Here is a 24,783-nt window from a genome sequence, read left to right as displayed (position 1 = left end):
CCCGCCATCCCCGGATTTCGGGGAGGGACCACCCGATCAGCCGTTCGGCGGGCGGTAGTGCTCGATGCGGCGCAGGACGCTGCGGATCCGGGCGGCGTGCACCGGGGAGAGCGCGTAGCCGGGGTAGCTGGCGAACCAGCTGGCGCTGCCCATGCTCACGGCGTCGGCGCCCGCCCAGAAGTACTCGCGGCAGTCGTCGAAGCTGCGGATGCCGCCGGTGGCGATGATCGGCAGCTTCGAGCCGGAGTCGCGCAGCTCCTTCACCACGCGCAGCCCGATCGGCTTGATCGCCCGCCCGGAGAGCCCGCCGAAACCGTTCTTCAGCAGCGGCTGCCCGGTGTTCGGGTCCAGCCGCAGGCCCTTGACCGTGTTGATCGCGGTCAGCGCGGACACCCCGTGCTTGGCGGCGAGCTTGGCGTGGCCGATGTAGTCGTAGTCCGAGGAGAGCTTGAGGATCACCGGGTGGTTGCTGCGCGGCACCGCCTGCGCCAGCACCTGCTCGATGATGGCGTTGAAGTCGAAGTTCACGTTGTGGCAGGACACGTTGAACTCGACGGCCGCGATGTCCCCGGCGGGCACCGCCTTGTTGACCTTGTCGACGAGCGTGACGAACTCCTCGGGGGAGAACCCGCCCACCGAGATGATCGTGTTCTGGCGGCGGGTGCGCGGGTAGTAGTCGCGCAGGTAGGCGTCGATGCCGACGTTGCACCAGCCGAACGCGTTCAACCAGCCGCCGTCGACCTGCCGCAGCGCCTCGCCGTAGCGCTTGAGCAGCGCCGGGAGCTCGTGCAGCGGCCACACGTCCTGGGTGGTGAAGTGGCCCTCGCGCGGCTCGACGGTGACGGTGCGGGTGGTGATCGCGCCGAACCGGTCCAGCGGCACGAACTTCGAGATCGGGCTCATGCCGTAGGGCACCAGGCTCGCGTTCGCGACGCCGTAGCCCAGCAGGCTGGACGAGGTGACCAGCCGGTTGCGCAGGTGGACGTCACCGAGCCGGACGGCGGGCGCACGGGGTTCGTCCCGCACCACCCGAAGATTTCGCTCCTGGGCCACGCTCACGGTCTCCTCCTCCATCGCCGCCCGGCCGCACCGCCGCCTCCGGTGCCCGCCGGTCTCGGTGCGCGTGCCGGGATCTCCGGCGCTCGATGCCGCCACCATTGTCCCTCACCCGTTCGTCCCCTTCACAGGCGCGGTGCCGCGGTGATCAGTTGGAGTCGAACAGGCGGACGACTCGGTCCGAGCCGGACGTCCACCCGCGTTCCTCGCCCGGCCGTGGCGCTGTGTGGGATGTGCGGCGAGGCGGGAATCCACGGCGAGCGCGGGAACCGCGGGCCGACGAGCGCCACCAGGCGGACAGGAGAGGACAACCGGTGCCCGAGACGACTACCCCGGTCGAGCCGGACGCGACCTTGCGGCGCGCGCGCTGGGCGGTGACCGCGTACTTCGTGGTGAGCGGCTTCGCACTGGCGTCCTGGACGGCGCGCATCCCCACCATCAAGCGGGACCTGGGTCTCGACGACGCCGGGGTGACGCTGGCGCTGTTCGCGGTCGCCGCCGGATCGGTGCTGGCCATGCAGGTCTGCGGACACCTCACCGACCGGTTCGGCAGTGCCCGCGTGATGCCGCCCGCCGGGGTGCTGGTCGCCCTGTCCGGGGTGACGCCGGGGCTCGCGGGAGGTCTCCCGACGCTGGTCGCGGGCCTGCTGGTGTTCGGCGCCGCGCACGGGACGATCGACGTGGCGATGAACTCGCACGCGGTGCGCGTCGAGCAGCGCTACCGGCGGCCGATCATGAGCACCTTCCACGCCACGTTCAGCCTCGGCGGCCTGCTCGGCGCCGGATCGGGCGCGCTGGCCGCCCAGCTCGGCCTCAGCCCCGCCGTGCACTTCGCGCTCACCGGGGTGGGCCTGGTGGCGCTGTCCCTGGTCGCGCGGGCCGCGCTGCTGCCGCCTGAGCCGGCGCCGCCCGCCGAGTCGGGCGCGCGCGCCCGCGGCATCCCGATGGCGATCGTGTTCCTCGGCGTGCTCGGGTTCTTCTGCTCGGTCGGCGAGGGGTCGATGGCCGACTGGTCCTCGGTGTACCTGCACGACGAGCTCGGTTCGAGCCTCGCGTTCGCGGCGCTGGGCTACGCCGTGTTCTCCGCCACGATGGGGCTGTTCCGGTTCCTCGGCGACGGCCTGGTGCGGCGGTTCGGACCGGTGCCGCTGGTCCGGGTCTGCGGCGTGATCGCGGGCACCGGGCTCGGGGTGGCGCTGCTGCTGCACCACCCGGTGGCGGCGCTGGCCGGGTTCGCGCTGTTCGGCGTCGGGCTCTCGTGCATCGTGCCGCAGATCTTCAGCGCCGCCGGACACCGCGACCCGGCCCGCAGCGGACGGGACTTGGCGCAGGTCAGCACGTTGTCCTACGGCGGTCTGCTCGCGGGCCCGGTGTTCATCGGCCTGCTCGCGCAGGGCTTCGGCCTGTCGGTGGGACTGGCGGTGCCCGCCGCGCTGGCGCTGCTGGTCGCGGTCGCGGCGAACGCGGTGCGCCCGCGGCCCGCCGGCGAACCGGCGTCCGGACGGGCGTGATCACGCACTCGGGGTAACGGCGTAGCCTCCGGGACGCTTGATCGGATGAACGCGACCGGCGGGGATCATTGGTTGATCGACGTCGCCGCGGGTAGTCCGATGAGCGGGCGTTGTGCTGAGCGCGCCGGAGTTCGGCGCGCTAATCGGAAGGAGACGCTGTGGGCATCCTCAGCTGGATCATCTTCGGCCTGATCGCGGGCGCGATCGCGAAGTTCATCCTGCCCGGCAAGGACCCGGGCGGAATCATCGTCACGATCCTCATCGGCATCGTCGGTGGCCTGCTCGGCGGCTGGCTGAGCAGCAAGTTCGGCGGCGCCGGTGTGAACGACTTCAGCCTGATGAGCTTCGTGTGGGCAGTGATCGGCTCGCTCATCCTGCTGATCGCCTACCGCCTGGTCTTCAACAAGTCGCGGTCCTGACCTCAAGACCCGACACGACGGTGCCCGGAAGCCCTCGGCTTCCGGGCACCGTTCGTTCGGGGATCTTCGCGGTGAACCGCGTAGCCGCTCGACGGCCTCGCCACCGAGACGGCGAAGGTCGAGGACCCGCTTGCGGGGGTCCACCGGACCGCTGCGTCACTCCGCGGCGGAACCGTCCGCGTCCCGCCGGGCGTCGACCGCGCGACGCAGGTCCCGCAGGTCGCGCATGGCCTGCACGGCGTGCGCCCCGTCGGTGGACTGGACGGCCATGACCGAGGCGTACTCGTCCTGGGGCAGTTCCAGCCGCGCCCATGCCGCGCCGTCGGGGAAGCTGATCGCCTGCACCTCGTCCCACGAGTAGTGCTGGGTGTTGATGATGTTGCGCACTTCGATCCCGTCCAGGTCCGCGCGCAGCCGCGGCCGGGTCAGCAGCAGGGCGCCGCAGGCCAGCAGCACGCCGAGCCCCGCCATCGCCACCTGGTCGGAGATCCGGAAGTACACGCCCGTCGGGGTGTTGCGCAGCAGCACCGCGACCACGACGAACACCACCACCAGCACGATCGCCACCGGGATCGCCACCCGGCGGATCTTGACCGGCCGCACCGTCAAGGTGCGGGCCGCGCCCTCGGGCCGTTCGTCCACCGTCGTCACGCTTCCTGCCGCTGTGTCCGCCGCGTCCGCCGGTTCCGCACCGGCCGGTTCCTCGCGCGCCTCGCCTGACTGCATGTGTCCAGTTTGCCCGTCCTCGCAGAGGAGCCGTCGGCAGCCCTCACGCTCGCCGTCCCGGACGGCGGGGCGGGAGCCCGCCCGCGGAGGCGGCGTCAGCGCGAACGCAGGTCGCGCAGCACCAGAGCCGTCTCCAGGGCCGCCGCGGTCGCTTCGAAGCCCTTGTCCTCGACCGACTCGGGGAACCCGGCGCGGTCCCTGGCCTGCTGATCGGTGTCGCAGGTGAGCAGGCCGTTGCCCACGGCCGTCGACTCGTCCAGGGCCACCCGGGTCAACCCGCTGGTGACGGAGTCGCACACGTACTCGAAGTGCGGGGTCCCGCCCCGGATCACCACGCCCAGCGCCACCACCGCGTCGTGCCCGCGCGCCAGCTCCTGGCACACCACGGGGAGCTCGATGGAGCCCGGCACCCGCACCACGGTCGGATCGGTGATCCCGGCCTCCTCGGCGGCGGCCAGCGCCCGCTCGAGCATCCGGTCGGTGAGGTTCTCGTGCCAGCGGATGCCCGCGATGGCCAGCTTCAGCCCGTCCGCCCGCGGTACCTCGACGCGGGGCCTGCCCTCGCCGCTCATGCGGTGACTCCGGGCTGGCCGAAGCCCGTCTCGTCGCCCTCGCCCGTGATGGACGAGTCCTCGCCGTCGTCGAGGTGGTTCAACTCGTGCCCCATTCGATCCCGCTTGGTGCGCAGGTAGCGCAGGTTCTCCGGATTCGGGCGGATCGGCAGCGACTCCCGGCCCACGACCTTGAGCCCGTAGCCCTCCAGCCCGATCCGCTTCTCCGGGTTGTTCGTCAGCAGCCGCATCGACTTCACGCCGAGGTCGCAGAGGATCTGCGCGCCCTGGCCGTAGTCGCGGCTGTCCACCGGCATGCCCAGCGCGACGTTGGCGTCCACGGTGTCGGCGCCGTCGTCCTGCAACTGGTAGGCCTGCAGCTTGTGGATCAGGCCGATGCCCCGGCCCTCGTGCCCGCGCATGTAGAGCACGACGCCGCGGCCCTCTTCGGCGACCTTCTCCATCGCCGCCGCCAGCTGCGGCCCGCAGTCGCAGCGCAGCGAGCCGAGCACGTCACCGGTGAGGCACTCCGAGTGCACCCGCACCAGCACGTCCTCGCCGTCGCCGATCTCGCCGTAGACCAGCGCCAGGTGTTCGATGCCGTCGAGCGTGCTGTCGTAGCCGAAGGTGCGGAAGGTGCCGTGCGCGGTGGGGATGCGGGCCTCCGCGACGCGCTCCACCTGCTTCTCGAACCGCCTGCGGTAGGCGATGAGGTCGGCGATCGTGATCAGCCGCAGGTCGTGCTCGTCGGCGAAGACCTCCAGCTCGTCGCGGCGCGCCATGTCGCCCTCGGACTTCTGGCTGACGATCTCGCACAGCGCGCCCACCGGCCGCAGCCCGGCGAGCCGGGACAGGTCGACGCTCGCCTCGGTGTGGCCCGGCCTGCGCAGCACCCCGCCGTCGCGGGCGCGCAGCGGCACCACGTGGCCCGGCCGGTGCAGGTCCTCGGACTGCGACTCGGCTCTGGCCAGCACCTGCAGGGTGCGCGCGCGGTCGCTGGCGGAGATGCCGGTGGTGACGCCTTCCGCGGCGTCCACCGCGACCGTGTAGGCGGTGCCCTTGCGGTCCTGGTTGGAGTGGTACATCGGCGGTAGGTCCAGCCGGTCGCAGTCCTCGCCGGTCATGCCGACGCAGAGGTACCCGGAGGTGTAGCGCACCATGAACGCCACGAGTTCCGGCGTCGCCTTCTCGGCGGCGAAGATCAGATCGCCTTCGTTCTCGCGATCCTCGTCATCGACCACGATCACCGGGCGGCCCGCCGCAATGTCGGCCAGGGCGCGCTCGATGTCGTCGAACCTGTTGCTCACCGTGTCCGGTCTCTCTCGCTCTGGGGCGGCGGCGCGACTGGAACGCCGGCCCTCGGTTCGGCCTGCCGGGAACGTGCCCGGCACCGTCATTGTCCTCTCGCCGCCCGGATGCTGGTGGTCCGCTCGGGCGAGATCGCCGTGGGTCAGGACCCGGATGCTCCGGCGCGGAACTGATCGAGCTGCGCGGCGGCGAGCCGTTCCAGGTGCTTGGCCAGCACGTCCACCTCGATGTTGACCTCTTCACCCGGCTGGCGCACCCCCAAAGTGGTGAGTTCCCGAGTGGTGGGAATCAGGGCGACGCTGAACTCGGTGGGTCCCGCGTCCACCACGGTCAGCGAAATCCCGTCGACCGTGATCGAGCCCTTCTCCACCAGGTAGTGCGACAGCTCCGCGGGCAGTTCGAAGCGGGTGAGGTCACCGTCCGAGCCGCGCAGCACCGCGGTGCCGTCCACGTGGCCCTGCACGATGTGCCCGCCGAGCCGGTCGCCGAGCGCCATCGCGCGCTCCAGGTTCACCCGGTCCCCGGCGCCGACGTTCCTGATCGCGCTGCGGCGCACCGTCTCCTGGACGACGTCCACGGTGAACCGGCCACCGCCGGACTCCACCACGGTCAGGCACACGCCGTTCACCGCGATCGAGTCACCGCGCTTCGCGTCGGAGGTCACCAGCGGGCCGTCCACTGCCAGCCGCACCCCGTCGCCGGTGTCCTCGACGGACACGACCGTGCCGAGTTCCTCGACGATCCCGGTGAACATGGGTCTCCTCCTCAGCGACGAGCCGGCACGGCGCTGACGCGCACGTCCGGTCCGCTCATCGTGGTCTCTTCGATGTCCCACCACCATGCCTGCGAGACACTCGCCACCCCGGCGTCGCCGAGCGCGGCCGGCCCCGAGCCCAGCAGCGCGGGCGCGAGGTAGGCCAGGACCCGGTCGACGCGTTCGGCAGCGACGAACGCCCCGGCCAGCGTCGGTCCGCCTTCCAGCAGCACGTCCACCACGCCGCGTCGCGCGAGCTCGTCGAGCACCGCGACCGGGTCGCCGCCGGGCAGGGCGATCGTGGCCGCCGAGTCGTCGAGCACCCGCGCGCCGTCCGGGACGGGGCGGTCGCCGACGACGACGCGCAACGGCTGGCGCGGGCGCGGGCCACCGTCGGCCTCCCGGGCGGTGAGCTGCGGGTCGTCGGCGAGCACGGTGCCGGTCCCGGCGACGATCGCGTCGACCCGGCCGCGCAGTTCGTGCACCTCTGCTCGGGAGGTCGCGGAGCTGATCCACTTGCTGCTGCCGTCGGCGGCGGCCGATCGGCCGTCCAAGCTGGCGGCGTACTTCCAGGTCACGTGCGGACGGCCGGTCCGCGCGAAGTGCAGCCACGCCCGCAGCGGGCCGCGCGCGACCTGGTCTCCGAGCAGTCCCGACTCGACCTGGATCCCGGCCGCGCGCAGGACTTCCGCGCCGCCCGCGGCCTTCGGGTTGGGGTCGGACACCGCGTGCACCACGCGGGCCACCCCGGCGGCCAGCAGCGCCGAGGTGCACGGCGGGGTGCGGCCGGTGTGCGTGCAGGGTTCGAGGGTCACCACGGCGGTGCCGCCGCGAGCGCGTTCCCCCGCCGCGGCCAGCGCCATCACCTCGGCGTGCGGGCCGCCCGGGGGCTGGGTGGCTCCCGTTCCGGCGACGTCGCCCGCCGCGTCGAGCACCACGCAGCCCACTGGCGGGTTCGGGCTCGTGGTGCCGCGCACCCGCTCGCTCGCGGCGAGCGCGGTGAGCATCGCGGTGCGCACCGGGTCCGGCGCGGAGCCCGGTCCGGTCACTGCCGGGCGTGCGCGAAGTTCGGGGCGGCCTGGGAGCGCAGCGCTTCGATGGCGCGCGCCGGGTCCTCGGCCCCGTAGACCGCGGAGCCCGCCACGAAGCAGTCGACACCGGCTTCGGCGGCCTGCTCGATGGTGGCGGTGTTGATGCCGCCGTCGATCTCCACGATCAGGTTCAGGTGCCCGGTGTCGACCAGGTTCCGCGCGGCGCGGGCCTTCTCCAGCACCTCGGTGATGAACTTCTGGCCGCCGAAACCGGGCTCCACCGACATCACCAGCAGCGTGTCGTAGTGCTTGAGCACCTCGACGTACTGGTCGAACGGCGTGCCCGGCTTGATCGACAGGCCTGCCTTGGCGCCGGCGGCGCGCAGGTCCTTGGCCACCTTGATCGGGTCGTGCGCGGCTTCGGCGTGCACGGTGACGTTGTGCGCGCCCGCCTCGGCGTAGCCGATCGCCCAGCGGTCCGGGTCCTCGATCATGAGGTGGCAGTCCAGCGGGATGTCCGTGACCTTGAGCAGCGACTCCACCACCGGGAGCCCCAAGGTCAGGTTCGGCACGAAGTGCGCGTCCATCACGTCCACGTGCACCCAGTCGGCGCCCTTGACGGCGTCGAGCTCGGCGGCGAGGCGGGCGAAGTCCGCGGACAGGATGGAGGGCGCGATCATCGGCTGGTTCGACACATGCGGGAGTGTAAATCTCACGCCCGCAACCGCAGCCCACCACCCGCCGGAGCCACTCCGACCTCGGACGTTCTTACCACCGAACGCACTGGAGCTCTCCTCAGCCGGAGGCGTCGGTGCGGGCCGCGCGGCGGCGCAGGAGGTAGTAGGCCAGGCAGAGCACCAGCAGGAACGGCACTCCGGCCTTCCACGCGGTGTTGAACTGCTCGGTGAACGGGGTCGTGAGCAGCACGGCCGCCACGAACAGCATCGCCAGCAGCGTCGTCACCGGCGCCCCCGGCAGCCGCACCGGCGAGGCGGGCAGGTCGTGCGCGGCGCGGTGGCGCCGGAACGCGAGGTGGCTCGCGAAGATGATCAGCCAGGTGATCAGCGCGCCGAACAGCGCCAACCCCAGCAGCAGCGGGAACGCCGTGGACTCCGCGGACACCGAGATGCCCGCCGCCAGCACCAGCCCTCCGGCCGACAGCAGCAGCGCCCGCCGGGGCGCCCCGTTCGGGCTCAGCCCCGCGAACCACTTCGGCGCATAGCCGTCGACGGCCAGCGAGTACGTCATCCGAGCGGTGACGTAGAGGTTCGTGTTCATCGCCGACAGCGCGGCCGTGAGCACGACGAAGTTCATGATCCCGGCGGCGGCCGGGATTCCCGCGGTGGCGAACAGGGCGACGAACGGGCTCTCCGTCACGTCCTCCTCGGTGGAGACCTGGTTCCACGGCAGGATCGAGACGACCACCAGCATGCCGAGCACGTAGAACAAGCCGAGCCGCAGCACCATGTTCCGCGCGGCGCGCGGCACGTCGCGGCGCGGGTCGCGGGATTCGGAGGCGGTGACGGCGACGGCCTCGGTGCCGAGGTAGGAGAAGGTGACGACGGTCAGCGCCAGCCACACCGCGCCGATGCCGTTGGGCAGGAACCCGCCGTGCTCGGTCAGCGCGCCCACACCCGTGGCGGGGCGGCCGGGCAGGCCGAACACGATGTAGGTGATGCCCAGCAGCACGAACACGACGATGGTGACGACCTTGATCAGCGCGAACCAGTACTCGAACTCGCCGAAGTACTTCACCGCCGAGGCGTTGATCGCCAACATCACCACGGAGAACACCACGACGGGCAGCCACAGCGGCAGCTGCGGGTACCAGAACTGCACGTAGAGCCCGGCGGCGACGACCTCGCTGCCGATGTTGACGACCTGCGCGGCCCAGTAGATCCAGCGCTGCACGAACCCGGCGAGGCCACCGAGGTAGCGCTGCGCGATGGGGCCGAAGCCGCCCGCTTCCGGATGCACCACGACCATCTCGGCCAGCGCGTAGGCCAGCGCGAGCGCGGCGAACGCGGCCACCGCGTAGGCGATGATCACGGCAGGGCCCGCGATGTTGATGGCGAGCCCGGAGCCGAGGAACAGCCCGGTGCCGATCGCACCGCCGATCGCGATCATGCCGACCTGACGGCCGCTGAGGTCGCGCCGCAGTCCGCCACCGCTCGGTGAGCCCCCCGGTCCGGTTCCGCCCGCCTGATCCACTCGACGCCTCCTCGCTGTGCACGCGTTCGCGCGCACAGCACAATACGGCGCCGGTATCAGGAGAGTTGCGACAGTCTCGTGCGCATCCGCCCGAATCGAGCGGCGGCCGGGATCAGCGGGGCAGTTCGAGAGTGATCGGGGTGCCCTCCGCCACGGAGCGGCTCACGGTGCAGTACCGCTCGATGGCGCGTTCCACCGCGTCGAGCAGCTTCGCCCGATCCACCCCTTCGACGGCGCCCAGGTCCACGTCGAACCGCACCCGCACCTCGGAGAACTTGTTCGGGTCCTCCGCCGTCTTGTCCCGGTCGGCGTGCACCACGATGTCCGCGTCCTGCCCGGCGCGGCGCACCAGCAGGTTCTCGCTGGTGACCGCGGAGCACCCGGCGATCGCCGCCAGCAGCAGCTCGCCCGGCGTGAACGAGTCGGGGGCACCGTCGCCGCCGATCGCCACCTCACCACCGCGCCCGTTGCTCGCGGTGAAGGTGTGCTCGCCGGTGCGGTGCACTTCTACCGGAGTACCAGCCATGTTCGTCCTCTTCTCTCGCCAGGGGTGAGCGGGCTCGGTGGTCGGGTGGCGGAACTTCTGCGTTGTTCTCGTTGCCGGATCACTCTCCCGAACGGCTCCGCCACGAGGGAAATCGCGGTCCTCGCGAGAGGGCGCCGAGAACCCGCCGGTGATCGGCCTGCGTGCGCGGGCTGAAGCGCTCCCGCGATCGGCGGGAACGGCCTTCGGCCGTTGGGCGGGCTTCACTCGTCGGTCGCGGGCTTCGCCAACGGCAAGATGTCAGCCGGTGCCGGTGTCCTGGCCGCGGCTGCGGGCGAGGAGGTCTTCGCGGGCTCGGGCCACTCGGGAGCGGACCGTGCCCAGCTCGCAGCCGCTGACCTCCGCGGCCTCCTGGTAGGACAGGCCGAGGACCTGGGTGAGCACGAGGGCTTCCCGCCGGTCCGGGGCGAGGGCGTCGAGCAGCACGTTCACCTCGACGAGTTCTTCGAAGCCGCGGCCCGCGCGGCCACCGCTCTCCGCGGCCCGCACCCAGTCGGCGGCGACGGTGCGCGGCCGGGCGCGTTCGGAGCGGATCTGGTCGACGACGACGCGGCGCGCGATGGACAGCAGCCAGGTCCGCGCGGTGGCGGTGCCGCGGAACGTGCGCACCGCCCGCATCGCGCGCAGGTACGTCTCCTGGGCCAGGTCGTCGGCGGCGGGCACGCCGGCGAGGTGGGCGAGGAACCGCCACACGTCTCGCTGGGTGGCCCGGACGAACTCCTCCAGGGCGCGTCGATCACCTTTCCCGGCGGCCAGCGCGAGCTCGGTCACACGAGTGTCTTCGGCCTCCGAGTGCGTCACGGGGCCTGAGAGTAGTCGAAACCCCGCCGGGAACTCCTCCCCCTGCTCGGCCGACAATCTGACCGTGAACTGTGAAAGTTGCCGGAACTCGGTGTCGGCCATGCTGGACGGGGAGCCGCCGGAGTTCCCCGAAGCCGAGGTCGACGCCCACCTGGAGACGTGCGCGGCCTGCCGGGCCTTCCAGGCCGAGGCGGGCGAGCTGACGCGCCACCTGCGGGTTCGGCTGGTCGCACCGACTCCGGACCTCGCGGGGGCGGTGCTGGCGCGGGTGCCGCGCCGGGACCGGGTGCGCGGCGTGCTGCGCGGGGCGCTGGCGGTCGCCGCGACCGCCCAGATCCTGCTCGCGCTGGCCCAGATGGTGGGAGTGGTCGGGCTGCACGGGCACGCGGGGCACAGCGGGATGACCGAGCACCTGTTCAACGAGAGCACCGCCTGGAACCTCGCGCTGGGCGTCGGAATGCTGTGGGCGTCGTGGCGGGACCGCACCGCGGGTGGCGTGCTGCCGGTGCTGAGCGCGTTCGTGGCCGCGCTCGCCGGCTTCTCGGTGCACGACCTGATCGTCGGCGCCGCGACCGTCGAACGGGTCGCCTCGCACGCCCTGCTGCTGGTGGGCCTGGGCCTGCTGTTCGCGGTGCACCGGCGCGGCGGTGGCGGCCCGGCCCCGGCGGACGCGGGCCACGACGGCGGCTCCGGCACGGCGGGCGACGGCTCGGCACCGGAACTCGCCCCCGACCAGGCGCCGCCGCACCTGCGCCCCACGGCGTACCGCCGGGCGGCGTGAGGATCAGTCCGCTTCGCCGATGTCCTCGTGCCACAGGCGCGGGTGCGCGGTGATGAACTCCGACATCATGCGGGCGCACTCGGGGTCGTCGAGCAGCACGATCCGCACCCCGTGTTCGGCGAGCCAGTCGTGCCCGCCGTGGAAGTTGCGGGCCTCGCCGATCACGACGGTGCCGATGCCGAACTGCCGCACGAGTCCGCTGCAGTACCAGCAGGGCGACAGGGTGGTGACCATCGTGGTGTCCGCGTAACCGCGCTGCCTGCCCGCGGCGCGGAACGCGGCGGTCTCCCCGTGCACCGACGGGTCGTCGTCCTGGACCCGCCGGTTGCGCCCCCTCCCGAGCACCGAACCGTCCGCTCCGATGAGCGCGGCCCCGATCGGAATCCCGCCTTCAACGGCACCCGCCCGGGCCTCCGCCGCGGCGACCTCCAGCCACCGCCGGTGCTCCCCTTCCACCACGGGCTCAGGGAACCCGCAGCAAGGCGCAGAACATCGCGTCCGTGCCGTGGAGGTGGGGCCAGAGCTGGACCGTGGGGCCGTCGCCGAGGTCGGGGACGCCGGGGAACGCCTCGCGCGCGTCGAGCAGTTCCGCGCCGCTGCGGCGCACCACGTCGGAGATGACGCCGTCGGTCTCCGACAGGTGCGGCGAGCACACGACGTAGGCGACGACACCGCCGGAGCGGGTGAGCCCGACGGCCGACAGCAGCAGCGAGCGCTGCAACTTCGCCAGTTCCGCCACGTCCGAGGGCTGCCGCCGCCAGCGGGCCTCCGGGCGGCGGCGCAGCGCGCCGAGCCCGGTGCAGGGCGCGTCGACGAGCACCCGGTCGTAGCCGGGTTCGAGGCCGGGTTCCCGGCCGTCGGCGACGTGCACGGTGACGGCGAGGTCGCGGGTGACCTTGCGGATGAGTTCCGCGCGGTGCTCGGACTGCTCGACGGCGTCGAGCGTGCCGCCGTCGAGCGTGACCAGCGCGCCGAGCAGCCCGGCCTTGCCACCGGGGCCCGCGCACAGGTCCAGCCAGCGGGTGTCGGAGCCGGTCACCTCGGGCTTGGTGAGGGCGAGGGCGGCGAGCTGGCTGCCCTCGTCCTGCACGGCGGCGAACCCTTCGCGCACCGGTTCCAGGTCACCGGGGTCGCCGGCGCCCGCCTCCAGGTGCACGCCGTAGGGCGAGTACGGCGCTTCGTCGCCACCGGTGATGGCGGCGAGCTCCTCGTTGCTGATCTCGCCGGGCCGCGCGGCGAGGTGCACCGCGGGCCGCGCGTCGTCGGCGGCGAGCGCGGCGGCGAGGCCGCCGCCGGTGTCGCCGAGCGCGTCGGCGAACGCCTGCGCCACCCAGCGCGGGTGCGCGTGGCGCAGCGCGAGGTGCCCGACCGGGTCGGTGTCGCGGGCGGGCGCGAGGCGCTCGACCCACTCCTGCTCGTCGCGTTCGCTGGCGCGGCGCATGACCGCGTTCGCGAACCCGGCGAGCTTCGACCCCGCCTCCCCGCGCACGATGTCCACGGTGGACGCGACGGCGGCGTGGTCCGGAATCCTGGTGCGCAGCAACTGGTACACGCCCATCCGCAGCACGTCCAGCGTGGTCGGGTCCACTTCGGACACGTCGCGCCCGCTGCAGTCGGCGATCACCGCGTCGAGCAGGCCGGTGGCGCGGCAGGTGCCGTAGGCGAGCTCGGTGGCCAGCCCCGCGTCCCTGCCGTCGAGCTTGCGCTTGCGCAGCAGGCCCGGCAGCGTCAGGTTCGCGTAGGCGTCGCGCTCGCGCACCGCGCGCAGCGTTTCCAGCGCCGCCATCCGCGCCGGGTCCTGCTCGGGCGGCCGGGCGGGAGTCTTGCCGCGCTGCGGCGGGCGGCTGCCGCCAGGCCGGGACGGGCGGCGGGGACGGTGGTCGTTCACTGCAGACGTTCTCCTTGCTCGATGCGGGTTCCGCGCGCCCAATCCGTGGCCGCCATGCGTTTCTTGCCCTGCGCCTGCACTTCGCCCAGCGCGACCGCCTCGGTGGCGGTGCCGACCAGCACCCGGCGGCGCTGCACGCTGATCTCGCCGGGGGCGAGGCCGGTCTCCTCGGTGCGCGTCACCGGACCGAGCTTGAACCGCTCCTCGCGCAACCACGCCCAGGCGCCGGGATCGGGCGTCACCGAGCGGATCAGCCGGTCCACGGCGAGCGCGGGCGCGGTGAAGTCCGCCTTGGCGTCCTCCGGGGTGACCTTCGGCGCGTAGCTGACGCCCTCGGCGGGCTGCGGCTGCGGCTGCAGCGTGCCGTCCTCGATGCCGTCGAGCGTGGCGACCACCAGCTTCGCCCCGGAGATCGCCAGCCGGTCCAGCAGGTCGCCCGAGGTGTCGGTGTCCCGCACGTCCTCGGTGACCACGCCGTAGACCGGTCCGGCGTCGAGCTCCGGCACCAGGTGGAACGTGGACGCGCCGGTGATCTCGTCGCCGTGCCGGATCGCGGACTGCACCGGCGCCGCGCCGCGCCACGCGGGCAGCAGCGAGAAGTGCAGGTTGACCCAGCCGTGCCGGGGAACGTCGAGCGCCCGCTGCCGCAGCAGCGCCCCGTAGGCCACCACCGGGCAGCAGTCCGGGGCGAGTTCGTCCAGCCGCGCCAGGAAGTCCGGGTCGGTGGCGCGCGGCGGCGTGAGGACCTCGATGCCGTGCTCGTCGGCGAGCTCGCCGACCGGTGAGCGCAGCACCTTGCGGCCACGTCCGGCGCGCGCGTCCGGCCGGGTGATCACGGCCGCGACCTCGTGCCGCTCGGAGTCGATGAGCGCCTGCAACGAGGGCACGGCGGGCGCCGGGGTCCCGGCGAAGACGAGCCGCATGATCAGCGCTTCCCGAAGAACGGATGCGGGCTTTCCTTCACCACGGGGACCTGGCCGTCGAACCAGTCGGCCTGGCGGATCTCGCGCAGCGCGGACTTGCGGGTCTCCGCGTCGAGCCGGTCCACGAACAGCACGCCGTCGAGGTGGTCGGTCTCGTGCTGGATGCACCGCGCCAGCAGATCGGTGCCCTCGACCTCGACGGGGTCGCCGTGCATGTTCCAGCCGCGGGCCACGACGTGCTGGTGGCGCAGGCAGTCCCAGGTCATGCCGGGGATGGACAGGCAGCCCTCGGGGCCGTCCTGCATCTGCTCGCCGACGACCTCCCAGCCCGGGTTGATCAGGTGGCCTTCGAACCCGTCGCAGCGGTAGGTGAACACGCGCAGCCCCACGCCCAGCTGCGGCGCGGCCAGCCCGGCGCCGCCCTGCTGGTGCATCGTGTCCCACAGGTCGCGGACCAGGGTGTGCAATTCCTTGTCGAAGTCCACGACCTCGTCGGCGCGCGTCCGCAGGACGGGGTCGCCGAAGAGTCGGACGGGCTGGACGGTCACGCGGGCTCCCGGGTCGGGCTCGGCAGGCTGACCCGCCGAGTCTAGTCGCCGCCTACCCGGCGCGAGGGGGCCCTTCACATTGATCTGCGCGGTGGAGCGGGTGGCGGAACCTCAGCGGTCTTCTCGCCGCGGGATCACTTTCCGAGCGGCCCCGCCGCGCGCACGATCGCCACCCTCGCGAGAAGACCACCGAGAACCCGCGGGTGGTCACCGCCCTCGGGTGGTCACTGCTCAGCGGCTTCGCCGCCGGCGAGATGAAGATCGACTGCTCTCACGGGGACGGGGACACGACCGCTGCCGAGCCGCCGCCGCGGCGGTCTCGCTCGGCTGCGGCGATCCAGCGGCCGTCGGGCAGTCGTTCCACGCCGGTGGCGGCGCCGATCTCCTCGCTCGGGGCGAGCTCGTGGCCGAGGGCGCGCAGCTTGCCGGCTTCGGGCCTCGCGAGGAATCCCGGTTCTGCCTCGGTGGCCGCCGAGTTCCGCTGCGAAGCGCGCGGTTCCGCGATGGCGTCCACGAGGGACAGTCCGCGGTCCAGCCTGCCGGTGAGCACCTGGAGCACGGTGGTGATGATCGTGGACCCGCCGGGGCTGCCCGCCGCGAGCAGCGGTCGCCCGTCCTGGAGCACGATCGTCGGGCTGATCGAGCTGCGCGGTCGCTTGCCGGGGCCGGGCAGGTTCGGATCGGGCTCGCCGGGAGTGGTGGGCTCGAACGAGAAGTCGGTGAGCTCGTTGTTGAGCAGGAACCCGCGGCCGGGCACGGTGATGCCGCTGCCACCGGTCTGCTCGATCGTCAGCGTGTAGGACACGACGTCACCGTCGGCGTCGGCGACGGTGAGGTGCGTGGTGTTCGGCCCCTCGTAGGGCACGCCGCCGCGCGCGGGCTCCTGCGGCGCGCACGGCGCGGGGTCGCGCGGGTCGCCCGCCGCTACCGGGGCGGGCAGCACCGCGTCCGGCGTGATCAGGCAGGCGCGGGAGTCGGCGAACTCCTGGCCGGTGAGCTCCTCGGTGGGCACGTCGCCGAACGCGGGGTCGCCGACCCAGCGGTTGCGGTCCGCGAAGCCGATCTTGCTCGCTTCCAGGAACCGGTGCAGGTACTGCGCCTCGTCCAGGTCGCCGAGGTCGGTGCGCTCCAGGATGTTGAGCGCTTCGCCGACGGTGGTGCCACCGGAGGACGACGGCGCCATCCCGTACACGTCGAGGCCCCGGTACTCGACGTGCGTGGGAGCGGGCTCGGCGGTGCGGTAGTCGCGCAGGTCGGCCTCGGTCATGCCGCCGGGGCGCACGGTGCGTCCCGCGGCCGGGTCGACCGGCGGGTTGCGCACGGTCTCGACGACGTCCGCGCCGATCTCGCCCCGGTACAGCGGGTCGAAGCCCTCCTCCGCGAACGTGCGGTAGGTCTCGGCGAGGTCGGGGTTGCGGAACACGGTGCCCGTGGCCGGCGGCTGCCCGCCGGGCAGGAACAGGTCGCGGGTGGCGGGGAACGCGGCGAAGCGCTCCTGGTTGTCGGCGGTCTGCTCGCGGAAGGTGTCGTCGACGACGAAGCCGTCGCGGGCCAGCCGCTCGGCGGGGCGCAGCACGTCGCCGAGGTCCTGGCGGCCCCACTCGCGCAGCGCCTCCTGCCAGGTCGCGGGGGTGCCGGGGACGCCGACGCCGAGACCGCTGGTGATCGCCTCCGCGCTGGGGATGCGCTCGCCGTCCTCCAGGAACATCTCCGGGTGCGCGGCGGCGGGAGCGGTCTCCCGCCCGTCGATGGTGGAGACCTCGCCGGTGTCGGCGTCGTAGTGCACGAAGTAGCCACCACCCCCGATGCCGGCGGAGTAGGGCTCGGTGACGCCGAGCGCGGCGGCCACCGCGACGGCGGCGTCGGCGGCGGTCCCGCCGCGGCGCAGCACTTCGATGCCCGCGCGGGTGGCGTCCGGGTCGACGCTGGAGACCGCGCCCCCGTAGCCGACGGCCTCGGCGCTCTTCGGCGGCTGCGGCGCCGCCTGCGCCATCGGGGTGATCAACGCGCACGAGGTCACCGCCGCGAGCGTGATCCGAACGGGCCTTGCTCCCACCATCGCGCGCCTCCGATCAGAACGTGCCCGTCACTGTGCCGAGCGACGGCCCGCCGGACAACACGATCCGCCCATCGTTGGCGGACCGAGATCATCAACGGAGGCGCCGCGCTCGGCCGGGGCCGCGTCAGGTCAGATCGGCGAAGCGTTCGACGTCCCGGGAGCGTCCGGAGACGATGAGGATGTCGCCCTCGTGGAGCCGCGTGTCCTGGGTGGCGTAGGTGAAGTCCTCACCGGGGCGCTTGATGGCGACGACGGTGACCCCGTACTTGCTGCGCAGCCTGCTCTCCCCCAGCGCGTGCCCGGCGGCCATCGTGGGAGCCCGCGTCTTGACCATGGCGTAGTCGTCCTCGAACTCGATGTAGTCCAGCATCCGGCCGGTGACCAGGTGTGCGACCCGCTCGCCCATGTCGTGCTCGGGCAGCACCACGTGGTGGGCGCCGACCCGTTCGAGGATGCGCCCGTGCTGGCGGCTGACGGCCTTGGCCCAGATGTGGCCGACCTCGAACTCCGCGAGCAGCGAGGTCGTCAGGATGCTGGCCTCCAGGTCGTCCCCGATGGCCACGACGGCGCGGTCGAACTCGGGCACGTCGAGCTGCCGCAGCACCCCCGGGTCGGTGCTGTCGGCGACGGCGGCGTGCGTCACCGAGTCGGCATACCGCTGCACGACGTCCGGGCGGTTGTCGAGCGCCAGCACGTCGGTGCCGCGTTCGATGAGTTCCATCGCCAGCGAGCCGCCGAACCGGCCGAGCCCGATGACGACCACGCGCGAGGCGTTGGCGCGGGGTTTCCTAGCCGACAATGGGTCGTTCCTCCGGGAGGTCGTAGCGGCGGAGGCGCTCGCGCAGCGCGAGCGCGGAAGCGAGGGTGACGGGTCCGACGCGGCCGGTGAACATCACCACGACCAGGATGAGCTGCCCGGCGACCGGCAGCTCATCGGTGATGCCGGTCGAGAGCCCGGTGCCGAACGCGGAGACCGACTCGAACAGGACCGCGTCGAGGGAGAACGGGGTGAGCACCAGCAGCGCGAGGGTGGCGGTGAAGATCAGGCCGACGCCGCCCAGCACCACCGTCAGCGCCTGCCGGTGCACCTCGCGCGGGAGCTTGCGGTCGGCGATGTGCACGTTCGGTTCGCCCCGGATCTCGGCGAGCATCACGAACGCCAGCAGCGCGAAGGTGGTCACCTTGATCCCGCCCGCGGTGCCCGCGCTGCCGCCGCCGATGAACATCAGCACGTTGGTGATCAGCAGCGTGGCCCCGTGCAGTTCGCCGGTGTCGACGCTGTTGAAGCCCGCGGTGCGCGGCGACATGCCTTGGAAGAACCCGGCCAGCAGCTTGCCGCCGAAGCCGAACCGGCCGAGCGTGTCCGGGTTGTCCCACTCGATGGCGGTGACCGCGACCGTGCCGAGCACGGCGAGCGCGGCGTACGTGCTCAGGGTGATGCGGGTGTGCAGCGTCCAGCGGCGCGCTCGTCCGCGCGCGTGGCGCAGGATCTCGAACAGCACGGGGAATCCGAGTCCGCCGAGCACGAACGCCGCCACGATCGGCAGGCACACCCACGCGTCCGTCGCGTAGCGCATCAAGCTGTCCGAGAACAGCGCGAACCCCGCGTTGTTGAACGCGGACACGGCGTGGAACACGCCCAGGTAGATCGCGCGCCCCAGCGGCTCGCCGTAGTGCGCGGCGAACCTGGCCGCCAGCACCAGGGCGGTGAGCGCTTCGACGACGAGGCTCAGCGCCACCACGCCGACGAGGACCCTGCGCACCTCTCCGAGCCCGAAGCTCTTGGTCTCGGCCTGCGCGCCGCGCTGCATCCGCAGGCCCAACCGGCGGGTGACCAGCAGTCCCAGCAGCGAGGCCAGGGTCATGATGCCGAACCCGCCGACCTGGATGAGGCCGAGCACGACCCCCTCGCCGAACGCCGACCAGTGCGCGTGGGTGTCGACGACGACCAGCCCGGTCACGCACACCGCCGAGGTGGCGGTGAACAGCGCCAGGTTCCACGACGTGGCCGCGCCGCTCTCGCTCGCCACCGGCAGCATCAGCAGGACGGTGCCGAGCAGCATCACGCCCCCGAACCCGGCCACGACCAGCCGGGCGGGGTGCCGCGTGCGCGAGCGGGAGCGGTCGGTGCGCCGCAGCGCCGTCCACGCGGTCCGCACCTGGTCCCGCGCGGTCATCCGCATCGCGTCCTCCGAGCGGGACGCGCGCACGCCTTCCTGGTCACAAGGGCGAGAACCTACCTCGCAGGCCGCCCGCCACCAACTCCGAACCCGACCGGCGGTGACCGCACGCACACGAGCGCCGCGAGCACTGAGCTCGCGGCGCTCCTGGCAGCACCTGAAGTGCCGGTCCTGAACTTGTCGTTCCAGGTGAGCAGCGTCGTTCTTCGTCTGCCCCCTGTCAGCGGCGAAGCCGCTGAGGTTCCGCCGCACGACCAGCAGCGCGGGTCGTCGCGGACGAACCGCTACGGCTTCTGCGGTACCAGTGCTTCGCCGTGGTAGCGGCAGTTCGGGGCCCACAGCAGGTACGACGGCATGCCGCCGTCGCGGGCGGCATCGATCTGCGCGCCCACCTCCGCGGGCCCGTAGCTGGCGCCGAGGCTGAAGTCCTGCAACCACGGGATGATCTGCACGTCGGTCCCGGCGACGGCCTGGGAGAACTTGTCCAGGGACCGCCGCACGATGTCGTAGGGCGCGGTGTTCGGATCGGCCACGCCGAACTCGCCCGGCCCCCAGTGCGAGGGGTAGACCATCGGCGCGATGTAGTCCACGTACTTCGCCATCTGCGGGATGTCCTGGGCGATCTGCGTGGGCCGGTCCACGGCGATGCCGAACACCGAAGCGCCCAGCAGCGCGCCCTGGGAGCGCACCGCGGCCTGCGATTCGCGCAGGAACTCCGCGATGCCCGTCTCCGGGGTGGTGGTGAGCCCGGCGAAGCGCATCTTCTCGATGCCGCCGTCGGGCCTGCGCACGTAGTCGTACAGGATGTCGTCGAAGCCCAGCGAGGCAGCTTCGGCGGCGATGTCGATGTTGTACTTCTGCACCGCCGGGTCGGCGAAGTTCGTGAAGGCGAAGTCGCCGTAGCCGCTGCTCCACGGTTGTCCGCCTGCGGTCTGCACGACCCGTTCCGGGTGCCCTTCGCGCCAGGACGCCTCACCCAGCACCGGGTCCTTGAACGCCACGAGGCGGCCGACCACCCGCACGCCCATGCCGTGCAGCTGGTCGATGGCTTCGCGGGCGTCGTAGTAGTTCTTCACCGCCCCGATCCGGTTCGCCTCGGGCACCGCCGAGCCGTAGGGGATCTCGCCGCTCTCGTCCTTGATGTCGAGTTCGACGGTGTCGATCCGGCCTTGCCTGGCCATGTCGAGGACCGGTTCGCGCAGGGTGTCGCTGGTCCAGGCGAGCCCGGTCATGTGCACGGCGCGCATGCCCGGGTGCTTGATGTGCACGGTCATCGTGCGCTCGGTGCGGTTGCCCGCGAGGTCGGTGGCCACGACCTGCACTTCGCGTTCCGGCTTGTCCACGACGGCGGAGAACGCGCCGTCCGGTCCCGGCTCGACCGCCTTGCCCGCCACGGTCACCTCGTCGGCACCGGCGGCCTTGCCGTGCACGGTCACCGGCTCACCGAGCTTGTTCGGCCGCAGCGAATCCTCGACCCGGAGCTCCGGCGCCGCACTGTCCACTGTGAATTCCTGCGTGGTGCTGGAGGAGCCGAGCCAGGACACCGCCCGCGGAGTGACGACCTCCAGCACGTGGGTGCCGTCGGACGCCGACGGAGCGTGCACGGCGAGCGCGCCGCCTTGCTCCGATGTGGGGACGGGGCGTCCGTCGAGCAGGATCTGCGTCGATGCAGTGGTTTCGGAGCGGATCTGAATGGATCCATCCGAGGTCGTCTCGGAACGGACCGGGTGCGACGGCAATCCGCCCACCCGAACGTCCTCTGTGGACAACATGCGGAGCACGAAGTACCCCGCGATCAGCAGCACGAGTGTGGCCACGGCTACGACGGCCCACTGCGGGATACCGCCCAACCCGTTGCCACGGCTGGTCTTTGTGGTTCCTGAAGGCCCTTCGGGCGCAGGATCGGTCACAGCTTTCGCCTCCCCGACGTCGGCGAACCCGGACAACCAAACACGTTACGTTGCCGGTCGAATGCTCGCGCCACCCTTCCAGGTAATAACCAACAGATCAACAAGTCACTTGGAGTATCCACATCGGGCACTGACTCCACTAACGTGCGAACCGATGTTGAGCGTGATCGAGCGCACCTGCGCCGTGACGGCGGTGGCGCTGCTCGCCCTGTCCGGCGCCGCATGTAGCGCACAAGCCCCCGCCCCAGAAGCCCCCAACGTCGCGGCCGCACCTCCACCGCCACCTCCACCGCCGCCACCGCCCGCTCCGGAATCGGTTCACGCCAACGAACTCGGCGACGTTCCGGTGCTCATGTACCACCGGATCACCACCGACCCGAGCAGCGTCTACGACCGCACGCCGCAGGACTTCCGCGCCGAACTGGAACGGCTCAACGCCGAGAAGTACACGCCGATCACGGCGAGCGAGTTCGCCGACGGCCGCATCGACATCCCGGCGGGCAGGCATCCCGTAGTGCTCACCTTCGACGACGGATCCACCGGTCAGTTCACTGTGGACGAAACCGGACAACCCGCCCCGGACACCGCGGTGCGCATCATGCTCGACACCGCCGCCGCGCACCCGGAGTTCCGCGCCACCGCGACCTTCTTCGTCTTCAACCCGCCGTTCGAGGACCCCGGCGGTCGCGTCACGCTGCCTTGGCTGCACGAGCACGGGTTCGAGATCGGCAACCACACGCTCGACCACCCCAACCTCGGCCAGGTCGGCTCCGCCGAGGCGCAGCAGGAGATCGCCTCCATGCAGCGGGTCATCAACGAAGCGCTGCCGGACGTGCCGGTGCGCTCGCTGGCGCTGCCGCTGGGCATGCACCCCGACGACGAGGCGCTCGCCGCCGACGGCAGCGCCGACGGGATCACCTACCACCACGACAGCGTGTTCCTCGTCGGCTCCAACCCCGCCCCGTCCCCGTTCGACGCGGACTTCGACCGCGAGAACATCCCGCGCATCCGCTCGCAGGCCGCCACCGGGGAGGAGGCCGAGTACGGATCCACCCAGTGGCTCGACAAGCTCGCCGCCGACCCGGACTCCCGCTACACCTCCGACGGGGATTCCGGGCGGGTTTCTGCGCCTCGGTCCGCTGGCACGGTCGCTGCCGGCGTCCCTGGGGTTTACCTGTACTGATTCACGGCTCTTGTTGCTTTGGGGGTCGGGTGGCGGAACCTCAGTTGTCTTCTCGCTGCGGGATCTTTTTCCCAAGTGGCTCCGCCACGAGGGAAAAAGCTGTCCTCGCGAGAAGACAACTGAGAACCCGCCGGTGAGCGGCTTTTCGACGTGGGCTAATCGCTGCGCGATTACAGGCACGGCCTTCGGCCGCAAGGCAAGGCATCGCTTCGCTCGCCCAAAGCACGGCCTTCGGCCGCAAGGCACGGCCTTCGCAGGCTTCGCCGCTGTCGGGCTCAGAGCAGTTCGAGCGGGTCGACTCTGATCTTGATGGTCTCCTTCGGGCGGCGGGAGGCGCGGACCGCCTGCGCCGCGTGCATCGCCGCCGCGAGCTCGCGCCCCTCGGCGCGGGAGACGCGGACGAGCGCCCGTTCCTGCTCGGAATTGCCGTCCTCGTCGACCTCGCCGAGCGGCACCGGGCCCAGGACCTCGCCGGTGCCCGGCAGCTCCAGGCAGTCCAGCAGGTCGTTCACCGCGTCCGGCGAGCCGTCGACCGCCGCCACCCGCATCGCTGGCGGGAAGCCGAGCTCGGCACGCCCGGCCAGTTCGATCTGCGCGTGCCACGCCGGGTCCCAGCGCACCAGCGCCTGCACCGGTTGCAACGTGGAATCGGCCATCACCACGACCCGCCCGCCGTCCCGCGCCGGCCGCACCATCGCCGCCGCCGCCAGCCACAACCGCAACGTCTCCTCGGTGGCCCGCAGCTCCGGCCGGGACAGCAAGGTGCGCCCGTCCAGCAGCAGCGCCGCGCCGTAGCCGCCTTCGACGACGGGTTCCGCGCCGGGCGTGCACACGATCAGCGCCGGTTTCGCCGGGACGCTCGACAAGATCTCCTTGCCGCCGGAGGTGCGCACGGTGACGTTGCTGAACGCCCTGCCCAGCTCCTCCGCGGTGCGCCCCGCGCCGATCGCGATCGCGCGCAGCCGCCGCGACCCGCAGGAACCGCAGCGGAACGCGGCCTCCGCCGCACCGCACCACCGGCACGCGGCGGGTTTCGGGGCGCCGTCCTCGGTGCCGCCGGGCAACCCCAGCGGTCCCGCGCACCGGCGGCAGCGCGCCTGCTCCCGGCAATCCCCGCAGGCCAGCGCGGGCACGTAACCCCGGCGCGGCACCTGCACCAGCACCGGGGCGTCCTTGCTCAGCGCCGCGCGGGCCGCGTCGAACGCCACCGACGGCAGCCGCGCGGCACGGGCCGCCGGGTCGCGGGCGAGCTGGGTGTCGTCGGCGCCGATCGCGACCACGTGCGGCGCGGCGGCCCGGACCTGATCGCGCAGCGCCACCACCTGCCGCGCCCACCCGGTCTCCACCAGCAGCGCGGCCTCCGCCGTGCGCGCGAACCCGGCCACGAGCAGCGCGGCCCCGGCGGAGTGCGCGCGGTGGGTGAGCACGTCGCGCGCGTGCGGGTAGGGCATCTGCGGGTAGCTGTGCATGGTGTCGCCGTCGTCCCACACCACCGCGAGCCCGAGGTCGTGCACCGGGGCGAACATGGCGGCCCTGGTCCCCAGCACCACCCGCGCCGTGCCGCGCAACACCGCCAGCCACCGCTTGTAGCGCTCCCCCGGCCCCAGTTCCGAGGTGAGCGCCACGACCCCGTCATCGCCCAGCAACCGCGCGCACGCGGCCTGCAACCGCGTCACGTCCCGGTGGTCGGGCACCACGATCAACGCGCCCCGGCCCCCCGAGGCGGCCATCGCGGCGGCCTCGGCGAGGCGGTCGGTCCACTGCTCCCCCGGCAACGCCTGCCACACCGCGCGGGCCGGTTTGCCCGCGTGCACCGCCTCCAGCAGCGCCGGGCCGTGCTGGTAGCGCGACCACGCCTCGACCTCCGGCTTCGGCGGTGGCGGCGCGGACTCGGCGGTCTGCTTCTCCGCGCGGGCGTGCCGGGGCGGCACGGCCAGCCGCACCACGTCGGCGAGCATCCCGCCGTAGCGCGCGGCGACCGAGCGGCACAGCTCCAGCAGCCGCGGCGGCAGCACCACCTCCGAGGAGATCACCCGGTCCACCCACTGCAAGGTCCCGGCGAAGTCCGAGTTCTCCTTGCGCTCCAGCAGATACCCGTCGACGAGCTTGCCGCGGAACCGCACCCGCACCCGGCAGCCCGCGACCGCCGCGTCGTGCAACCGGTCCGGGATCAGGTAGTCGAAGGCGCGGTCCAAGTGCGCGGGCAGCGACACCTCCACCAGGACGCTGGCGACCGGCAGCGACGGAGCGGCCGTGCGCTCCGTGTTCTTCGTCGTCTTGGACCCGCCCGCCGCCATGCCTACTTCTCTACCAGAGCCCGTCGGCCGCACCGCGTACCCGGTCCGCGCCGAGCGAGCCGGTCACTACGATGCGTCGGGCAGCATTCGTGAAAGGACCCC

Annotated in this window: 23 protein-coding genes; 4 read left to right on the top strand and 19 right to left on the bottom strand. The window is 72.4% G+C overall.

The genetic code is table 11. The features are described 5' to 3' along the window. Positions 1–36: 36 nt before the first annotated feature. Positions 37–1,059: a beta/alpha barrel domain-containing protein gene (locus OOZ19_RS19475; RefSeq protein WP_266091552.1), complete on the bottom strand. Its 1,023-nt coding sequence runs from the start codon at positions 1,057–1,059 to the stop codon at positions 37–39. A 311-nt stretch (positions 1,060–1,370) separates the two neighbouring features. On the opposite strand from OOZ19_RS19475, the gene OOZ19_RS19470 reads away from it, so the two are divergent. Both OOZ19_RS19470 and OOZ19_RS19465 read left to right on the top strand, forming a co-directional pair. After that, positions 1,371–2,567 (top strand): MFS transporter, encoded by a 1,197-nt coding sequence (locus OOZ19_RS19470; RefSeq protein WP_266091551.1) that lies wholly within the window; start codon positions 1,371–1,373, stop codon positions 2,565–2,567. Between the two features lie 158 nt (positions 2,568–2,725). Next, positions 2,726–2,986 carry a GlsB/YeaQ/YmgE family stress response membrane protein gene (locus OOZ19_RS19465; RefSeq protein ID WP_184478201.1) on the top strand — a complete coding sequence of 87 codons (261 nt, stop codon included), beginning with the start codon at positions 2,726–2,728 and terminating at the stop codon, positions 2,984–2,986. Between the two features lie 156 nt (positions 2,987–3,142). On the opposite strand, the gene OOZ19_RS19460 is transcribed toward OOZ19_RS19465, so the two are convergent. The 9 genes from OOZ19_RS19460 to OOZ19_RS19420 form a co-directional block, all read right to left on the bottom strand. Further along, entirely contained in the window at positions 3,143–3,712 is a 570-nt protein-coding gene (locus OOZ19_RS19460; protein WP_323055155.1) for a PH domain-containing protein, read from the bottom strand. A 95-nt stretch (positions 3,713–3,807) separates the two neighbouring features. Continuing rightward, the gene (gene ribH, locus OOZ19_RS19455) at positions 3,808–4,284 is read right to left on the bottom strand and encodes a 6,7-dimethyl-8-ribityllumazine synthase (RefSeq protein ID WP_266091550.1); all 477 of its coding nucleotides are present in this window, start codon (positions 4,282–4,284) and stop codon (positions 3,808–3,810) included. After that, on the bottom strand, positions 4,281–5,570 hold the full coding sequence (locus OOZ19_RS19450) for a bifunctional 3,4-dihydroxy-2-butanone-4-phosphate synthase/GTP cyclohydrolase II (RefSeq protein WP_266091549.1): 1,290 nt from the start codon (positions 5,568–5,570) through the stop codon (positions 4,281–4,283). Before OOZ19_RS19450 ends, ribH begins: the two co-directional genes overlap by 4 nt. A gap of 143 nt (positions 5,571–5,713) precedes the next feature. Next, positions 5,714–6,325, bottom strand: coding sequence for a riboflavin synthase (locus OOZ19_RS19445; RefSeq protein ID WP_266091548.1), 612 nt, complete (start codon positions 6,323–6,325; stop codon positions 5,714–5,716). An 11-nt stretch (positions 6,326–6,336) separates the two neighbouring features. Then, on the bottom strand, positions 6,337–7,332 hold the full coding sequence (gene ribD / locus OOZ19_RS19440; protein WP_266091580.1) for a bifunctional diaminohydroxyphosphoribosylaminopyrimidine deaminase/5-amino-6-(5-phosphoribosylamino)uracil reductase RibD: 996 nt from the start codon (positions 7,330–7,332) through the stop codon (positions 6,337–6,339). Positions 7,333–7,370: 38 nt separating this feature from the next. Then, positions 7,371–8,036 carry a ribulose-phosphate 3-epimerase gene (gene rpe, locus OOZ19_RS19435; protein WP_266091579.1) on the bottom strand — a complete coding sequence of 222 codons (666 nt, stop codon included), beginning with the start codon at positions 8,034–8,036 and terminating at the stop codon, positions 7,371–7,373. 115 nt (positions 8,037–8,151) lie between these two features. Beyond that, positions 8,152–9,567 (bottom strand): amino acid permease, encoded by a 1,416-nt coding sequence (locus OOZ19_RS19430; protein WP_266091547.1) that lies wholly within the window; start codon positions 9,565–9,567, stop codon positions 8,152–8,154. A 112-nt stretch (positions 9,568–9,679) separates the two neighbouring features. Next, the gene (locus OOZ19_RS19425) at positions 9,680–10,093 is read right to left on the bottom strand and encodes an OsmC family protein (protein ID WP_266091546.1); all 414 of its coding nucleotides are present in this window, start codon (positions 10,091–10,093) and stop codon (positions 9,680–9,682) included. A 258-nt stretch (positions 10,094–10,351) separates the two neighbouring features. Beyond that, positions 10,352–10,912, bottom strand: a complete 561-nt coding sequence (locus OOZ19_RS19420) for a sigma-70 family RNA polymerase sigma factor (RefSeq protein WP_266091545.1) — start codon at positions 10,910–10,912, stop codon at positions 10,352–10,354. A 64-nt stretch (positions 10,913–10,976) separates the two neighbouring features. On the opposite strand from OOZ19_RS19420, the gene OOZ19_RS19415 reads away from it, so the two are divergent. Continuing rightward, positions 10,977–11,693, top strand: a complete 717-nt coding sequence (locus OOZ19_RS19415) for a zf-HC2 domain-containing protein (RefSeq protein ID WP_266091544.1) — start codon at positions 10,977–10,979, stop codon at positions 11,691–11,693. 3 nt (positions 11,694–11,696) lie between these two features. On the opposite strand, the gene OOZ19_RS19410 is transcribed toward OOZ19_RS19415, so the two are convergent. The 8 genes from OOZ19_RS19410 to OOZ19_RS19375 form a co-directional block, all read right to left on the bottom strand. Further along, positions 11,697–12,149, bottom strand: a complete 453-nt coding sequence (locus OOZ19_RS19410) for a nucleoside deaminase (protein WP_416309465.1) — start codon at positions 12,147–12,149, stop codon at positions 11,697–11,699. A gap of 7 nt (positions 12,150–12,156) precedes the next feature. Next, positions 12,157–13,581 (bottom strand): RsmB/NOP family class I SAM-dependent RNA methyltransferase, encoded by a 1,425-nt coding sequence (locus OOZ19_RS19405; RefSeq protein ID WP_266091542.1) that lies wholly within the window; start codon positions 13,579–13,581, stop codon positions 12,157–12,159. Then, a complete protein-coding gene (fmt, locus tag OOZ19_RS19400) occupies positions 13,578–14,504 on the bottom strand; it encodes a methionyl-tRNA formyltransferase (RefSeq protein WP_266091541.1) in 927 nt (308 codons plus the stop codon). The genes OOZ19_RS19405 and fmt overlap by 4 nt, the downstream gene beginning before the upstream one ends. Before the next feature lie 2 nt (positions 14,505–14,506). Next, on the bottom strand, positions 14,507–15,052 hold the full coding sequence (gene def / locus OOZ19_RS19395) for a peptide deformylase (RefSeq protein ID WP_266091540.1): 546 nt from the start codon (positions 15,050–15,052) through the stop codon (positions 14,507–14,509). Positions 15,053–15,323: 271 nt separating this feature from the next. Next, on the bottom strand, positions 15,324–17,111 hold the full coding sequence (gene ggt / locus OOZ19_RS19390) for a gamma-glutamyltransferase (RefSeq protein ID WP_266091539.1): 1,788 nt from the start codon (positions 17,109–17,111) through the stop codon (positions 15,324–15,326). Between the two features lie 124 nt (positions 17,112–17,235). After that, a complete protein-coding gene (locus OOZ19_RS19385) occupies positions 17,236–17,910 on the bottom strand; it encodes a potassium channel family protein (RefSeq protein ID WP_266091538.1) in 675 nt (224 codons plus the stop codon). Beyond that, complete coding sequence (locus OOZ19_RS19380) at positions 17,900–19,288, bottom strand: TrkH family potassium uptake protein (RefSeq protein WP_266091537.1); 1,389 nt, start codon at positions 19,286–19,288, stop codon at positions 17,900–17,902. The genes OOZ19_RS19385 and OOZ19_RS19380 overlap by 11 nt, the downstream gene beginning before the upstream one ends. A 287-nt stretch (positions 19,289–19,575) precedes the next feature. Then, complete coding sequence (locus OOZ19_RS19375; protein ID WP_266091536.1) at positions 19,576–21,108, bottom strand: putative glycoside hydrolase; 1,533 nt, start codon at positions 21,106–21,108, stop codon at positions 19,576–19,578. A gap of 247 nt (positions 21,109–21,355) precedes the next feature. Between OOZ19_RS19375 and OOZ19_RS19370 the strand changes: the two genes are divergently transcribed. Continuing rightward, entirely contained in the window at positions 21,356–22,384 is a 1,029-nt protein-coding gene (locus OOZ19_RS19370) for a polysaccharide deacetylase family protein (protein WP_266091535.1), read from the top strand. 275 nt (positions 22,385–22,659) lie between these two features. Here OOZ19_RS19370 and OOZ19_RS19365 read toward each other — a convergent pair whose 3' ends face one another. After that, positions 22,660–24,681, bottom strand: a complete 2,022-nt coding sequence (locus OOZ19_RS19365; protein ID WP_266091534.1) for a primosomal protein N' — start codon at positions 24,679–24,681, stop codon at positions 22,660–22,662. Positions 24,682–24,783 lie beyond the last annotated feature (102 nt).

It is taken from the genome of Saccharopolyspora sp. NFXS83, from assembly GCF_026241095.1.
Taxonomy (GTDB): Bacteria; Actinomycetota; Actinomycetes; order Mycobacteriales; family Pseudonocardiaceae; genus Saccharopolyspora_C.
This window is presented reverse-complemented; position numbering and strand designations above follow the sequence as displayed.

Bases quoted from the DNA above. Each gene is read 5' to 3' on its own strand.
- ribD (WP_266091580.1), bottom strand. From the start codon at position 7,332: ATGCTCACCGCGCTCGCCGCGAGCGAGCGGGTGCGCGGCACCACGAGC.
- OOZ19_RS19380 (WP_266091537.1), bottom strand. From the start codon at position 19,288: ATGACCGCGCGGGACCAGGTGCGGACCGCGTGGACGGCGCTGCGGCGC.
- OOZ19_RS19460 (WP_323055155.1), bottom strand. From the start codon at position 3,712: ATGCAGTCAGGCGAGGCGCGCGAGGAACCGGCCGGTGCGGAACCGGCG.
- fmt (WP_266091541.1), bottom strand. From the start codon at position 14,504: ATGCGGCTCGTCTTCGCCGGGACCCCGGCGCCCGCCGTGCCCTCGTTG.
- ribH (WP_266091550.1), bottom strand. From the start codon at position 4,284: ATGAGCGGCGAGGGCAGGCCCCGCGTCGAGGTACCGCGGGCGGACGGG.
- OOZ19_RS19365 (WP_266091534.1), bottom strand. From the start codon at position 24,681: ATGGCGGCGGGCGGGTCCAAGACGACGAAGAACACGGAGCGCACGGCC.
- rpe (WP_266091579.1), bottom strand. From the start codon at position 8,036: ATGATCGCGCCCTCCATCCTGTCCGCGGACTTCGCCCGCCTCGCCGCC.
- OOZ19_RS19370 (WP_266091535.1), top strand. From the start codon at position 21,356: ATGTTGAGCGTGATCGAGCGCACCTGCGCCGTGACGGCGGTGGCGCTG.
- ggt (WP_266091539.1), bottom strand. From the start codon at position 17,111: ATGGTGGGAGCAAGGCCCGTTCGGATCACGCTCGCGGCGGTGACCTCG.
- OOZ19_RS19445 (WP_266091548.1), bottom strand. From the start codon at position 6,325: ATGTTCACCGGGATCGTCGAGGAACTCGGCACGGTCGTGTCCGTCGAG.
- OOZ19_RS19425 (WP_266091546.1), bottom strand. From the start codon at position 10,093: ATGGCTGGTACTCCGGTAGAAGTGCACCGCACCGGCGAGCACACCTTC.